Origin of the sequence: Janthinobacterium sp. SUN176 (genome assembly GCF_030587335.1) — a bacterium.
Lineage (GTDB): Bacteria > Pseudomonadota > Gammaproteobacteria > Burkholderiales > Burkholderiaceae_D > Janthinobacterium > Janthinobacterium kumbetense.
In genome coordinates, this window is sequence record NZ_JAPWIA010000001.1 from 2,645,189 (window position 1) to 2,659,265 (window position 14,077).

At 65.2% G+C, this 14,077-nt stretch carries 6 protein-coding genes; all 6 read right to left on the reverse strand.

What is annotated here, in order from left to right; translation table 11 throughout:
* Window positions 1-67: 67 nt before the first annotated feature.
* A complete protein-coding gene (locus tag O3299_RS11955; protein ID WP_289904259.1) occupies window positions 68-2,188 on the reverse strand; it encodes a PAS domain S-box protein in 2,121 nt (706 codons plus the stop codon).
* A complete protein-coding gene (locus O3299_RS11960; protein WP_305062395.1) occupies window positions 2,185-4,779 on the reverse strand; it encodes a chemotaxis protein CheB in 2,595 nt (864 codons plus the stop codon). The genes O3299_RS11955 and O3299_RS11960 overlap by 4 nt, the downstream gene beginning before the upstream one ends.
* Before the next feature lie 139 nt (window positions 4,780-4,918).
* On the reverse strand, window positions 4,919-6,349 hold the full coding sequence (locus O3299_RS11965; protein WP_244517411.1) for an efflux transporter outer membrane subunit: 1,431 nt from the start codon (window positions 6,347-6,349) through the stop codon (window positions 4,919-4,921).
* Window positions 6,346-9,600 carry an efflux RND transporter permease subunit gene (locus O3299_RS11970; RefSeq protein ID WP_305058312.1) on the reverse strand — a complete coding sequence of 1,085 codons (3,255 nt, stop codon included), beginning with the start codon at window positions 9,598-9,600 and terminating at the stop codon, window positions 6,346-6,348. Before O3299_RS11970 ends, O3299_RS11965 begins: the two co-directional genes overlap by 4 nt.
* Window positions 9,597-12,716 carry an efflux RND transporter permease subunit gene (locus O3299_RS11975; protein ID WP_305062396.1) on the reverse strand — a complete coding sequence of 1,040 codons (3,120 nt, stop codon included), beginning with the start codon at window positions 12,714-12,716 and terminating at the stop codon, window positions 9,597-9,599. Before O3299_RS11975 ends, O3299_RS11970 begins: the two co-directional genes overlap by 4 nt.
* The gene (locus O3299_RS11980; RefSeq protein ID WP_305062397.1) at window positions 12,713-14,065 is read right to left on the reverse strand and encodes an efflux RND transporter periplasmic adaptor subunit; all 1,353 of its coding nucleotides are present in this window, start codon (window positions 14,063-14,065) and stop codon (window positions 12,713-12,715) included. The genes O3299_RS11975 and O3299_RS11980 overlap by 4 nt, the downstream gene beginning before the upstream one ends.
* Window positions 14,066-14,077 lie beyond the last annotated feature (12 nt).

Consider the following 14,077-nt stretch of genomic DNA (forward strand, 5'->3'; position numbering starts at 1 on the left):
GCAGGCGAAAGTATAGCCTGTCCAGGCGGCCTGAGTCGGCAAAAATTATCCCATTGCAATTTCTGTATCAGGCGGCCGGCCGTCCCGTCCCCTGCAAGGGGATCTGCAGGGCCAGCCGGCAACCGGCGCCCGAGGCCGGCACACCGACCTCGAACTGCCCGCCCAGCGCCGTCACGCGCTCGGCGATGCCGATCAGGCCAAAGCACTGCTTCTTGCGCTGCTGCTGCGGCGTGATGCCGATGCCGTTGTCGCTGATGGCCACGTACACGGCGCAGGCATCCGAACTGAGTTCGATCTCGACCTGGCTGGCCTGGGCATGCCGCATGACGTTGCTGAGCGCTTCCTGCACGATGCGGAACAGCACGATCTCGACCTGGCTGCCGATGGCGGAAAACAATGCCTCGTCGCGTATCAGCAGCTGGCAAGCAACGCCGCTGCGCTTGCGGAAGTCGCCCACCTGCCACTCGATGGCGGCTTGCAAGCCCAGGTCCAGCGCCATCGGGCGCAGCTCGTTCATGATGCCGCGCACGCTCTTGATGGTGGTGTCGACGTTGCTGAGCACGGCGCCGACCCGGCGGTGCAGGCGCGGATGGGACCCTTCCGTGCGTGCGCTAAGCATGGAAATATCGATGCGCAGCGCCAGCAGGTTTTGCCCCAGTTCATCGTGGATATCGCGCGAAATGCGCTTGCGCTCATCTTCCTTGGCCGTTTCCAGGTGCAGCGCCAGCTGGCGCAGCTGCGCATGCGACTGGCGCAGGGCGCCATCCATCAGCTTGCGTTCGGTGATGTCCGTGTGCGCCACCACCACGCGCAGCGGCCCTTCGCCGAGGAAACGACTGATCCTGGCCTGCGACCAGCGGGGACCCGAGCGCGTGGCAAACTCATACTCGAGCGCAAACGTGTCCGCGTTGCCGGCGATGACGGAGCGGATGCCGGCAGCCAGCTCGCGCCCGGCGCTGCGCTGCCAGCGCGGGTCCGTGTCGCAAAATTCCAGGTAGTGCAGCGGCTGCGGCGTTTGCCCGACGAAGGCCAGGCAAGCCTGGTTGGCATGCACGACGCGGCCCGCCCGGTCCAGCACCAGCACCCGGTCCGTCAGGGAATCGATGGTGGCGTGAAAGAAGCGCTCGGCATCGCGCAAGGCTTCCTGCGCCCGCTCGCGCTGGTGCACTTCCAGCTGCAGGTGCTGGTTGGCCCGCAGCAATTCGGCCGTGCGGTCGACCACCCGCTGGTCCAGCTCGCGGTGCAGTTCGCGCAAGTCCGCCTCGGCCAGCTTGCGCTCGGTGATATCGGAAAACACGCCGACAAAATGGCTGATCGCGCCATCCGGGCTGCGCATCGGCGTGATCGACAGCGATTCGACGAAGCGCTCGCCATTCTTGCGCCGGTTCACCAGTTCGCCATACCAGCTGCCATCCTGGTGCAGGCTGCGCCACATGGCTTCATAAAAGTGCGGCAGATGCGTGCCGCCGCCGAGGAAGGACGGATCGCGGCCGATGGCTTCCTCCGCCTGGTAGCCGGTGATGGTGGTGAACGCGGGGTTGACGGAAATGATGCGGTTGGCGCTGTCCGTCACCAGCACGCCTTCGCGTATGCTGTCGAGTATCACGAAGGCGCGCCGCAAGGCCGATTCGCGCGCGTGCTCGTCGCCCAGGTCCGTCACCAGCATGCGCGCCGTGGCGCTGTCCGCATCGTAATTGGCTTCGATGCGCACCATGCCGCACATGCCGCCCGCTTCGCCTTCGAACAGCGGCGCTTCGAGCACCTGGCGCGCGCCGCCGGTGAAGACGGCGTCGAGGAAGCGCCGGAAACCGCCCTGTGCCTGGGGCGCGACGAATTGCTCGAAACGCCGTCCCAGCAGCCGGTTCTTGTCGCGTTGCAACAAGCCGCAAGCTGCCACGTTGACACGCGTGATCACGCCTTCGCGCGCCAGCGAAAAGTAACTGACGGGCGCCTGTTCATACAGCTGCGCATAACGGTCGCGGCTGCTTTCAAATTCATTTTTCAGCTGTTCCAGCTCGGCCAGGGCCGCGCTCTGCATTTCCAGCTCGATCTGGCTGACCTGCAACTCATGCAGCTGACGCATCACGTCTTCATTCGACTGCGGCGCGGGCTGGCGCTGCTCCGCGGCCAATTGCTCCGCCTGCTCTCTCAGGCGGGCCGGCGCGCTGCCGTCGAATGGTTCGCTCATGACGCGTGCTCGCCGCTACTGCCGCCGGCCACGGCGCCGGACTGGATCTGGCGCAGCTGGGCTTCCAGCAGTTTCGACTCTGTAATGTTGATGAAGGTCACCACCACGCCATCGATCACATTTTCGATCGTGCGGTACGGCATGATGCGCACGTTGTACCAGCGCCCCGTCTTGGTTTCCACTTGCCGCTCGCAAAACACCAGGCTGCGGATCACTTCCAGCGCATCGTCTTCCAGGCCCGGATAATCGAGGTCGTTGACGATGTCGCTGAGCGGACGGCGCAAGTCCGTCTGGATCAGCTTATAGATTTGCGTGGCCGGCGCCGTGAAGCGGCGGATGCGCAGGTCGCTGTCGAGGAAAATGGTGGCGATATCGGTACTATTGAGCAGATTCTTCATGTCGCTATTGACCAGCGACAAATCATCGACCTTCGATTGCAGCTCGGCATTGACCGTGTACAACTCTTCGTTGAGCGACTGCATCTCTTCCTTCGACGTGGTCAGCTCTTCGTTCGTCGATTGCAGCTCTTCATTGGTCGACTGCAGTTCCTCGTTGGCCGATTTGAGTTCCTCGCGCGACGTCTGCATCTCGTCGCGCACGGCCTGGATTTCATTGCGCGCCTGCGCCAGTTGCTGTTCCAGTTCCAGCACCTTGGGGTTCGGCGAGCGGCCGCGGCGCGCCTCGGCCACCAGCGGCGCGCTGGCAAACGTGACAAACACCATGCCGCGCAAGGATTCAGGCTGGCTCAGCGCTTCCGCGCTCAGGTCGACGCCCAGCGACTGTCCCAGGTGATCCTTGACCACCAGCCCCTTCAGGCGCACCACCCTCTCGCTCTGCAAGGCTTCCTTGATGAGGCCAGCCAGCTCATAGCGCAAGCCTTCGCGCGCCATCGCATGGATATTCCAGTTGGCCTTGCCGGCTGCCGGTTCGAGGAAGGCGCCCGTGCGCCCGTTGATGTACAGGATGTCGCCATCCTGGTTCAGCAGCGCGGCAGCCGGTGAATATTTCTGGAGCAATAATTGCTCGACATGGGATTGAATCTTTCCAGTCATGCTGACTTCTCTCGTGTCGCTAGGTGTAGGGGGGGATGCCAACGATACCTTGGTGGGGAAATACGTGGGCAGGCGCTGACGCGCCAGGTTGTCGAGGCGGCGGTACAGCCGGGTCGACGTGGTCAGCGGTGAAAACAGGTCGGAAAAATGGCCGGGCGTGTCGGCGCTGCCCAGCAGCAAAATCCCGTCGCGGTTCAAGGCGTAATGAAACAGGGGTATCAAACGCTGCTGCAGCTTGGCATTGAGATAAATCAGCAGATTGCGGCAGCACAGGATGTCGAGCTTGGTGAACGGCGGATCGGAAATGATGTTTTGCTGGGCAAAGATGATCGTGTTGCGTATCTCTTTTTTCACGTGATAATCGTTCTTGTCGCGCAAGAAGAAACGCCCGAGGCGTTCGGCCGACACGTCGCTGCTGATGCTGTGTGGAAAGCGCCCCTGGCGCGCACGGTCGATGGCGTCGGCCGACAGGTCGGTGGCAAAGATCTGCAGGCTGTACTTCGACGGCGGATTGATGCTGGCCACCACTTCATGGAATACCATGGCCAGCGAATACGCTTCCTCGCCCGTGGAACAGGCGGGCACCCAGGCCTTGAAGGCACGCCCGTCCGGATGGGCCGCCAGCAATTGCGGCAAGGCGACCATCTTCAGGTATTCCCACACTTTCGGGTCGCGGAAGAAACTCGTCACGCCGATCAGCAATTCCTTGAACAGCAAGTCGATTTCGGTGGGATTGGCACGCAGATACGGCACGTATTCTTCCATCGACGACATTTGATACAAGCTCATGCGCCGCTCGATGCGCCGCAGCACCGTGTTGATCTTGTAATCCGTAAAACTGTTGCCCGTGTGTTCGGACAGCAAGGCGACAATTTCCTGCAAGGAATTGCGCCCGTTCGGCTCATGGCCCGGCAGGCTGAGGAAGCTGCTGCGGAACAGATAGGTGATGATCTTGTCCGGCATCTTGTCGGGAAAGTCGACCAGGTCCACCACTTCCGCGGCAATCGCGCTTTGCGGCATCATGTCGAACTTGGCCGTGTCCGGAAGCTGGGCCAGGGTCAGGCCCCCTGCCTGCTTGATCGCCTGCAAGCCGCGCGTGCCGTCATTGCCCATGCCGGAAAAAATCACGCCCACGGCCAGTTCGCCCAGTTCGCTTGCGAGGCTCTCGAAAAAGGTGTTGATGGGCAAGCGGTGCCCGCGCAGCTGCACCGGTTCGCTGAGCACGAAACGCCCCTTGGACAAGCCCAGGTCGGCATTCGACGGTATCACATAGATATGGTTGGGCCGCAACTCCGCCTGGTGCGTGATTTCCGTGACGGGGATGCTGGTGGCGCGCTGCAGCAGTTCCGGCAGCATGGCCTTTTGCGTGGGATCAAGATGCTGGATCACCACATAGGCAATCCCGCTCTCCTGCGGCACGTTCGCCAGGAAGGCAACGATGGGATCGAGTCCGCCGGCGGATGCGCCGATGGCCACCACGGGGAAAACGATGGTGGCCACTTCAGGGACGGAAGCATTGCTGTGTTTACTGCGTGTCATCTTCTGCAAGAGTGCAGCCACGGCCAAAGCGTCAGGCTGGGAATTGATAATCTTGCATTCTAGCACTCAAGATGCGCGGAAAAACACGAATTTGGCGCAGGGCTTTTCCCTGCGCCAGGCTGCCCCCGTGCCGTCCCCTTTACTGCGCCTGCGGCACGTGCCAGCCGCCGCCCAGCGACTGGATCAGGGCCACGGCCGTCGTCTGGCGGTCCGCCTGCGCCTGCACCAGCGAACGGCGCGCCGACAGGGCCGTCACTTGCGCCGTCACCACGTCCGTATAGCCGACCTGGCCCGCGTTGTAACGGTTCAGCATCTGCTGCTCGACCTGGTCGGCGGCGGATGACGCCTGCTGGCGCAGGGCCAGCTGTTCGGCCAGCGCGCGCGTGGCCGACAACTGGTCTTCCACGGCGCCAAAGGCACTCAATACCGTCTGGCGGTAGCGCGCCACGGCCGCCTCGTGTCCCGCCTTGGCCGCATCCACGCTGGCCGTGGTGGCGCCCGCGTTGAACAGGGTTTGCGCGGCCGACACGCCCAGCGACCACAGGCTCGATGAGGCATTGAACAGGTCGCCCACCTTGCTGGCGCCGGAACCGTAGGAACCCGTCAGGTTCAGGCTCGGGTAATACGCGGAACGGGCGATGCCGATCTGCTCGTTGGCCACGGCCACCCGGCGCTCGGCGGCGGCGATGTCGGGACGGCGCTGCAGCAGCGTCGACGGCACGCCCAACGGCACTTCGGGCACGGTCAGGGTCCACGGCGCCACGGCCAGGCTGAAGTCCGACGGGGCCTTGCCCAGCAAAATCGCGATCGCATGTTCCAGCTGCGCGCGTGAACGCGTCTGGCTGGACAGGTCGATCTGCGCATTGGCCAGCTGCGTCTGCGCCTGCAGCAGGTCGGACTTGGCGGCGATGCCCGAATTGAAGCGGTTGCTGGTGATGTCAAGCACGCGCTTGTAGCCATCGATGGTGGCATTCAGCAGCGCGATCTGCGCATCGCTCTGGCGCAGCGAAAAGTAATTGGTGGCCAGTTCGCCCTGCGCCGACAGGCGGGCGGCGGCCAGGTCGGCCGCACTGGCACTGGCGCTGGCGTCCGCCCCCGTCACGCCGGCGCGCAGCTTGCCCCACACGTCCGGTTCCCACGACGCGCCGATGGCGGCCTTGAAGTTGTTGTTGGTCTGCTGCTCGCCCCCGCCGCCCGAGCGGGCGCCGCTGCCCGTCAGGTTCACGGTGGGGAACAGCGAGGCGCGCTGTTCGCGCACCAGCGCGCGCGCCTGCTCGTAGGAAGCGATGGCGGCGGCCACGTTCTGGTTCGAGATGTCGATGCCTTCGGCCAGCTGGTTCAATTGCGCGTCGCCGAACAGGGTCCACCACGGTCCCCGCTCCAGGGTGTCGGCCGGCACGGCAGGCTGCCAGCCGGCCGCCTCCTTGAACGTTTGCGGCGCGGCGGCCGTCGGCGTTTCATACGCGGGGCTGACGGCGCAGCCGGCCAGCAGGAGGACGGCGGTAGCCACGCCCAGTGCCAGCAGGTGGCGTGCAGGGACGGTCGATACGATAGGTTTTACTTGCTTCATGATTGTGTGCTCGGGTTATCTGGCCCAGGAATGCGGCTCAATTGCTGCTCGTCGGCGCTGCGCGTGCGCAGCTTGTCGAGCAGGATGTAGACCACCGGGGTGGTCAGCAATGTGAGTAACTGGCTGGCAATCAGGCCGCCGATGATGGCGACCCCCAAGGGCTGGCGTAGCTCTGACCCCTCGCCGAAACCGATCGCCAGCGGCAAGGCGCCAAGCGCAGCCGCCAGGGTGGTCATCAGAATGGGGCGGAAACGCAGCAAACAAGCCTCGCGCACCGCTTCCACAGCTGTCAGCCCGCGCGAACGCTCGGCCTCCAGCGCGAAGTCGATGATCAATATAGCATTTTTCTTGACGATACCGATCAACAGGAACACGCCGATCAGGGCGATGATGGAAAACTCCATGCGGAACAGCAGCAGTGCCAGCACGGCGCCCACCCCCGCCGACGGCAAGGTCGACAGCACGGTGACGGGATGGATCAGGCTTTCGTACAGGATGCCCAGCACGATGTAGATCACCACGATGGCCGCCAGGATCAGCAGCGGCTGCTCCTTGTTGCTGTCCTGCGCGCTCTTCGCCGAACCCTGGAAGCTGCCGCGCACGTTCACCGGCATGCCGATTTCCGACTCCGCCTGGGCCACGGCAGCCTGGCCGTCGCTGAGCGGATAGCCGTCGGCCAGGTTGAACGACACGGTGGTGGCCAGTTCGCCGCCCTGGTGGTTGATCGACGTCGCCGTCGAGCTTTCCGCGAAGCTGCTGAACGACGACAGCGGCACCATCTTCGCCAGGGTGGTGCTCAAGGCCGAGCCGCTGGACGGGTCGCGCGCCGCCGTCGTATTGGACGTCGTCGCCGCCACGCTGGTGCTGGCCGCGGCGGTGCTGGCGGCCGTCGTCCCGGTGGCGGCGACGGCGGCCGCATTCGACGCCGGCACGTACACGGAGCGCAGCGCTTCCGGGCTTTGCGCGTAGCGGGGCGCCACTTCCATGATTACGTGATACTGGTTCAGCTCATCGTAGATGGTCGCCACCTGGCGCTGGCCGAAGCTGTTGTACAGCGCATTGTCGATATCCTTCACCTGTACGCCCAGCTGCGTGGCGCGGTCCTTGTCGATGGAAACAAACGTTTCCACGCCGTTTTCCGCCTGGTCCGTGTCCACGTCGATCAGGGCCGGCTGCAGCTTCATCTGGTCGGCCAGTTTCGCCGCCCATTTCTTCAAGTCCGCCTGGTTGTCGCTGATCAGGGTGTACTGGTACGTGGAATTGCTGGAACGCCCGCCCATGCGCAAATCCTGCACGGGGTTGAGGAACAGCGAAATGCCCGTCACCTTGGCCAGCTGCGGACGCAGGCGGGCGATCACGGCTTGCCCCTTGTCCGTGCGCTGCGAGGCAGGCTTCAAGTCGATGAACATGAAGCCGCCCCCCGCCCTGCCGCCGCCCGTGAACCCGACGACGGTGGCGACGGCCGGATCGTCCTTGATGATGTCGACCAGCTGGCGCAATTTGGCCTGCATGGCCTGGAACGAGATGCTCTGGTCGGCGCGCATGCCGCCATTGATCTGGCCCGTGTCCTGCTGCGGGAAAAAGCCCTTGGGCGCGGCCGCGAACAGGTACACGTTCAGGCCGACGACGAACACGAGGATCGTCATCACGAGAGCAGCGCTCGACAGGGCCCAGTCCAGGCAGTGTTCATACACGTTCAGCATGCGCTCGAAACCCCGCTCGAACCAGCGCGCGACGACGCCTGGCGGCTTGTGGTGCTGCCCGCTTTTCAGCAGCCAGGCGCACATCATCGGCGTCGTGGTGAGCGAGATGACGAGCGAAATCATCACGGCGGCCGACAGGGTCACGGCAAATTCGCGGAACAGCCGCCCCACCTGGCCGCCCATGAACAGCAGCGGGATGAAGACGGCCACCAGCGACAGGCTGATCGACAGCACCGTAAAGCCCACTTCGCGCGCGCCCAGCAGGGCCGCCTTGAAACGGTCCATGCCCGCCTCGATGTGGCGCTGCGTGTTTTCCAGCACCACGATGGCATCATCGACGACAAAGCCCGTGGCCACCGTGAGCGCCATCAAGGAAAGGTTATTTAGCGAAAAGCCCAGCATGTACATCACGCCGAAAGTGCCCAGCAGCGAGACGATGGTGGCCACGGCGGGGATGATGGTGGCGCGCACGCTGCGCAAAAAGGCGCTGACCACCAGCACGACGAGCACGATGGACAGGATCAGCGTGAACTCGATCTCGTGCAGGGACGAGCGGATGGAATTGGTGCTGTCGGACGCCACCTGCAGCTTGATGTCGCCGGGCAGCTGCGCCTGCAGTTGCGGCAGCAGCGCGCGCACGCCGTCCACCGTGGCGATGACGTTGGCGCCGGGCTGGCGCGTGATCAGCACGATGACGGCCGGGTCGCCGTTGAACAGGCCCAGGGTATTGTTGTTTTCCACGCCGTCGACCACTTCGGCCACGTCGTCGAGGCGGATGGCGGCGCCGTCGCGCCAGGCCACCACCAGGCTGCGGTAATCGGCGGCGCTGCGCCCGCCCGACGCCGTCGCCGCGCCCGAATAGATCTGCAGGCTGCGCTCGTCGCCGGAAATCGCCCCTTTCGGGCGGTTGGCGTTGCTGGCCTGGATGGCCGCGCGCACGTCTTCCATCGACACGGCATAGTGATTGAGCTGGTACGGCAGCAGTTCCACGCGCACGGCCGGCAGCGAGCCGCCGCCCAGTTCCACATCGCCCACGCCTTTGACTTGCGCCACCTTTTGCTGCACCAGGTTCGACACGGCGTCGTAGATCTGGCCCGGCGTGCGCGTCTTCGACGTCAGCGCCAGGATGATCACGGGCGCGTCGGACGGATTGGCCTTGCGGTAGGTGGGGTTGCTGCGCAGGGTGGCCGGCAAGTCCACGCGCGAGGCGGCAATGGCCGCCTGCACTTCGCGCGCGGCCGAATCGATCTTGCGGTTCAAGTCGAACTGCAGATTGATGCGCGCCGAGCCCGTGCCCGACGACGACGTCATCTCGTTCACGCCCGAGATCACGCCCAGGCGCCGTTCCAGCGGCGTGGCCACCGACGTGGCCATGGTCGCGGGGCTGGCGCCGGGCAGGCTGGCGCTGACGGAAATGGTCGGATAATCGACCTGCGGCAGCGGCGAGACGGGCAGCACGAAGAAGGCGCCGATCCCCGCCAGTGCGATGCCGATGGTCAGCAGCACGGTGGCGATGGGGCGCTTGACGAACGGTTCGGACAGGTTCACGCGGCGCTCCCCGCGTTATCGGCCGGCTTGTCCAGCTTCACCCCGGGCGTCTTGCGCGCGAAGCGCTGGCCCAGGCGGTCGAAGCCCAGGTAGATGACGGGCGTGGTAAACAGGGTCAGCACCTGGCTGACGATCAAGCCGCCGAAGATGGCCAGGCCCAGCGGACGGCGCAACTCGGCGCCCTCGCCCCAGCCCAGCATCAGCGGCACGGCCGCGAACAGGGCCGCCAGGGTCGTCATCAGGATGGGGCGGAAGCGCAGCAGCGCCGCCTGGTGGATGGCTTCCTGCGGGCTTTTCCCTTCATCGCGCTCGGCTTCGATGGCGAAGTCGATCATCATGATGGCGTTCTTCTTGACGATGCCGATCAGGAGGATGATGCCGATGATGCCGATCACGCCCAGGTCTTGCCCGGAAATCATCAGCGCCAGCAAGGCGCCCACGCCGGCCGACGGCAGGGTCGACAAAATCGTCAGCGGGTGGATATAGCTTTCGTACAGCACGCCCAGCACGATGTAGACGCAGACGACGGCGGCCAGAATGAGCCACAGCTGGTTCGACAGCGAGTTTTCATACGCGCCGGCCGCGCCGAGGAAGGTCAAGGTCACCGATGGCGGCAAGGCGATGTCTTTCGCCGCCTGGCGGATGGCGTCGACGGCGCTGCCCAGGGCCACGCCTTGCGTCGTATCAAAGCCCAGCGTCGTGGCCGGGTATTGCGCCACGTGCGTGATTTGCAGCGGCGCCTGTTTTTCGCTGACGCTGGCAAAGGCGGACAGCGGCGTCGACTTGCCGGAACCCGTGCGCACCTGCAGGTCCGACAGGTCGGACGGCGTCGTGACGATGCCCGGCTGCGCTTCGAGGATCACGCGGTACTGGTTGGTTTCCGTGAAAATCGTCGAAATGATGCGCTGGCCGAAGGCGTTGTACAGCGCATCGTCGACGGTGGCCGTGGTGACGGACATGCGCGCGGCGCTGTCGCGGTCGATGGCGACCGTCACGGCGGCGCCCGTGGCGCCCGCATCCGTGACGACGTTGCGCAGCTGCGATTTCTCGCGCATGCGCGCCGCCAGCTTGCCGGCCCACTCGGTGACGGTGGCCGTGTCGGCCCCTTCGAGCGAGACGCGGTACTGCGTCGGCCCCGATTCCGCATCGATGGTCAGATCCTGCGTCGGCTGCAGATACAGGGTCACGCCGGCCACCTTGGCCACGCGGTCGCGCAGGCGCTCCATGATCTCGTCCTGGCTGCCGCTGCGCGGACGCTTGAGATTGATCAGCATGCTACCCGTGTGCAGCATGGTATTGTTGGCCGCATCGACGCCCACGAGGGAACTCAAGGTATCGACAGCGGGGTCTTCCAGCAGCGCGCTGGCGGCCGCCTGCTGCAAGGTGGCCATGCGCTCGTACGAGACGGCTTGCGAGGTTTCGATGCGCGCCTGCAGCTGGCCCGTGTCCTGCGTGGGGAACAGGCCTTTCGGAATCGTGATGTACAGGATGACGGTCAGCAGCAAGGTGGCCAGGGCGACGAGCAGGGTCAATCCCTGGCGTTTCAAGACCCACTCGAGCGCATGGTCGTACTGCACGATCACCTTGTCGAGGAAAGCCTGGATGCGCTGGCCCGTGGCGCTGATCTTTTCATCGGCGTGGCTCTTCAGCCAGCGCGCCGACATCATCGGCACCAGCGTCAGCGACACCACGGCGGAGATCAGGATGGTGATGGCCAGGGTCATGGCGAATTCGCGGAACAGCCGGCCCACCACGTCGCCCATGAACAGCAGGGGAATGAGCACGGCGATCAGGGAGACAGTCAGCGAGATGATGGTAAAGCCGATCTGCGATGCGCCCTTCAGGGCGGCGGCCATCGGCGTTTCGCCCTCCTCGATGTAGCGGGCGATGTTTTCGATCATGACGATGGCGTCATCGACGACGAAGCCCGTGGCGATCGTCAGCGCCATCAGGGACAGGTTGTTCAGGCTGTAGCCGAGCAGATACATGACGCCACAGGCGCCGATCAGCGAAATCGGCACGGACAGGCTGGCGATCACGGTGGCGCGCATGCTGTGCAGGAAGGCGAAGATCACCAGCACCACCAGCAGCACGGATAGCAGCAGTTCCATTTCCACGTGTTCGACGGAAGCGCGGATGCCCGTCGTGCGGTCGCTCAGCACGTCGAGCTTCATGGCCGCCGGCAGGCTGGCCTGCAGGTCGGGCAGCAGGGCCTTGATGGCGTCGACCGTCTTGATGACGTTGGCGCCGGGCTGGCGCTGCACGTTCAGGATGATGGCCGGCTGCTTGCCGGACCAGGCGCCCAGGCGCGTGTTTTCCGCGCTGTCGACGACATTCGCCACGTCGGACAGGCGCACGGGCGCGCCGTTTTTATAGGTGATGATCAGGCGCTTGTAGTCTTCCGCCGTCACGAGTTGATCGTTCGCGTTGATGGTGAACGAGCGCGTGGGGCCGTCGAAACTGCCCTTGGCGCTGTTGACGTTGGCCGCCGCGATGGCCGTGCGCAGGCTGTCGAGGCCCAGGCCGTACGAGGCCAGCAATTTGGTGTCGCCCTGGATGCGCACGGCGGGACGCTGGCCGCCCGACAGCGACACCAGGCCCACGCCATTGACCTGGCTGATTTTCAGCGCCAGGCGCGTGTTGACGATGTTTTGCACCTGCGTCAGCGGCATCGTGTCCGACGTGATGGCCAGGGTCAGCACGGGCGCGTCGGCCGGGTTGATCTTCGCGTACACGGGCGGCGCCGGCAAGTCCGTCGGCAGCAGCGAGCCACCCGCGTTGATGGCCGCCTGCACTTCCTGCTCCGCCACGTCCAGGGTCTGGCCCAGGGTGAATTGCAGGGTGATGATGGAGACGCCGGCCGCGCTGGTGGAACTCATGCGCTGCAAGCCCGACATCTGCCCGAACTGGCGCTCCAGCGGCGCCGTCACGGTCTGCCCCATGACTTCGGGACTGGCGCCCGGGTACAGGGTCTGCACCTGGATGGTGGGGAAGTCCACCTGCGGCAAGGCGGCCAGCGGCAGGAACTTGAAGCCGACCAGCCCCGCCAGCACGATGGCCAGCATCAGCAGCGCCGTGGCGACGGGGCGCTTGATGAAGGGAGTCGATGGACTCATTGCGCCGCGCCCTTCGCCGGCGCCGTAGCTGGCACTGCGGCTGGCGCGGATGCGGACGCCGAGGCGCTGGCCGCGCCGTCAGCGTGCTGGCGGCGGTGGCGGCGTTCGCCGTTCGCCCCGGCCGCACCGGCGCCGCCCATGGCAGGCTTGTCGCCCGCCAGGGTCACTTTCGCGCCTTCCTTCAGGCGGTCGGCGCCTTCCGTGATGACTTGCTCGCCCGCTTCCAGGCCGGCGCGGATTTCCACCATGTCGGTGGTCGCCTGGCCCCGCGTGACCATGCGCACGGTAACGGTCTTGTCCGCTTTCAGCACATACACGAAGTCGCCGTTGTTGCTGTGGCGCAAGGCCGTGACGGGCACCAGCACGGCGCCCGTGATGTTGCCCAGTTCCAGGCGCACGTTGACGAACTGGCTGGGGAACAGGGCCATCTTGTCGTTCGTGTAGCGGGCCTTGGCGCGCACGGTGCCCGTCTGCACGTCGACCTGGTTGTCGAGCGCCGTCAGGCTGCCCTTGTCCAGCGTATGCGTGCGCGTGCGGTCCAGCGCCAGCGCCGCCAGGGCCGTGCCGCCATTCAGGCGTTCCTGGATGGTCTGCACCTTATCCTGCGGCACGGAAAACTCCACGTCGATGGGCGAGAGCTGCGTCACCACCACCACGCCGCCCGTGTCGCTGGTGCTCACCAGGTTGCCGATATCGACCACCTTCAAGCCCGCGCGGCCGCTGATCGGCGACACCACCCTGGTGTAGCCCAGGTTCAGCCTGGCCGTGCCTTCGGCGGCGCGGTCCGTCATCACGGTACCTTCCAACTGTTTGACCAGGGCGGCCTGCGTGTCGACATCCTGGCGCGCGATGGAATCCTGGCCCAGCAGGGTTTGATAGCGTTTCAGAGTCAGGCGCGCGTTTTCCAGCTGCGCTTCATCGCGCTGGCGCTGGCCCGTGGCCTGCATCAGCGCCATCTCGAACTGGGCCGGGTCGATCTGCGCCACCACCTGGCCCGCCTTGACCATGCCGCCTTCCTTGAATTTCAGCTCCTTCAAAATGCCCGACACTTGCGGGCGCACCGTCACGGTGGACGCGGCCGTCACCGTGCCCAGCGCGTCGAGCACCACGGGCAAGTCCGATTTCACGGCCGTGGCAACGCCCACGGTGGTCGAGGGGCCGCCGCGGCGCCCGCCCGGGCCTCCCGGCCCTCCGGGGCCACCGGCGCCGGGCTGCGCGCTGACGCCCGAATGGGTCAGGTACCAGGCACCGCCCCCCAGCGCAGCCATCACGGCCAGCGCGATGACCGTACCGACGATTTTCGAACGGCGGCTGCGCCGCGGGGTGTTGGGTGTAGTCTGCGAATCCATCGCTTATCCTTG

Excerpts from the sequence above, each read along its gene's own strand:
- O3299_RS11955 (WP_289904259.1), bottom strand. The coding sequence starts at position 2,188 with ATGAGCGAACCATTCGACGGCAGCGCGCCGGCCCGCCTGAGAGAGCAG.
- O3299_RS11960 (WP_305062395.1), bottom strand. The coding sequence starts at position 4,779 with ATGACACGCAGTAAACACAGCAATGCTTCCGTCCCTGAAGTGGCCACC.
- O3299_RS11965 (WP_244517411.1), bottom strand. The coding sequence starts at position 6,349 with ATGAAGCAAGTAAAACCTATCGTATCGACCGTCCCTGCACGCCACCTG.
- O3299_RS11975 (WP_305062396.1), bottom strand. The coding sequence starts at position 12,716 with ATGAGTCCATCGACTCCCTTCATCAAGCGCCCCGTCGCCACGGCGCTG.
- O3299_RS11980 (WP_305062397.1), bottom strand. The coding sequence starts at position 14,065 with ATGGATTCGCAGACTACACCCAACACCCCGCGGCGCAGCCGCCGTTCG.